Source organism: Bradyrhizobium genomosp. I (2014) (assembly GCF_000261685.1).
GTDB lineage: Bacteria > Pseudomonadota > Alphaproteobacteria > Rhizobiales > Xanthobacteraceae > Bradyrhizobium.
This window is the reverse complement of sequence record NZ_AJQE01000070.1, coordinates 1-563: the sequence shown is the minus strand read 5'-3', so window position 1 is coordinate 563 and position 563 is coordinate 1. Positions and strand designations below refer to the sequence as shown.

At 78.3% G+C, this 563-nt stretch carries 1 pseudogene; it reads right to left on the bottom strand.

The features are described 5' to 3' along the window. A pseudogene (locus IC50_RS42775) lies at positions 1 to 563 on the bottom strand (caspase family protein); the annotation flags it as partial.

Here is a 563-nt window from a genome sequence, read left to right as displayed (position 1 = left end):
CGGCGGCGGAGCGGGCCGACGATCCTGAACCCTGGAGGGCTCTCGCGCTGCCACCGGTGGCGGTGGAGGCGCTACCGGCTTGGCCGTGCTCGGCAGCGCCGGCTTGCCGGCCGCCGCGCCCGGCGGCAACAACGCGCTCGGTTGCGGACCGGCCGGCCGGCCGCGCTTGTCCGTGACCGGCGGCGTCGATGTGCCCGATGGCCTGGGCATCCCCGCGGACGGGGTCGTCGAACCTCCAGGAGCCGGCGGGTGGTTAGGCGCCGTAACGGTTGCCGCGTTCGGCGGCGCCGGCGGGACGTTGCCGGTGGGCGCCGTAGCCGTCGCGGCGGGCTTGCCATGAGGCGGGGCAGCGCCGGGCGTCCCGCCTGCCCTGGCCGGGGGCGGCGGTCCACCGGGGGTCCCGGGCACCGGCAGCGTATTGGTCTGCGGCAGCTTGGTCGGCGCCGGTGCTTGCGGTGTCGCACCATGGACATTGCCGGCGGGAGCCGTCGCGGCCGGACTGGGCGTGCCGTTCGGCGGCACCGTGCCGGGCGCCGCCCCTGCTCCGGCCGTTGGCCCGCCGG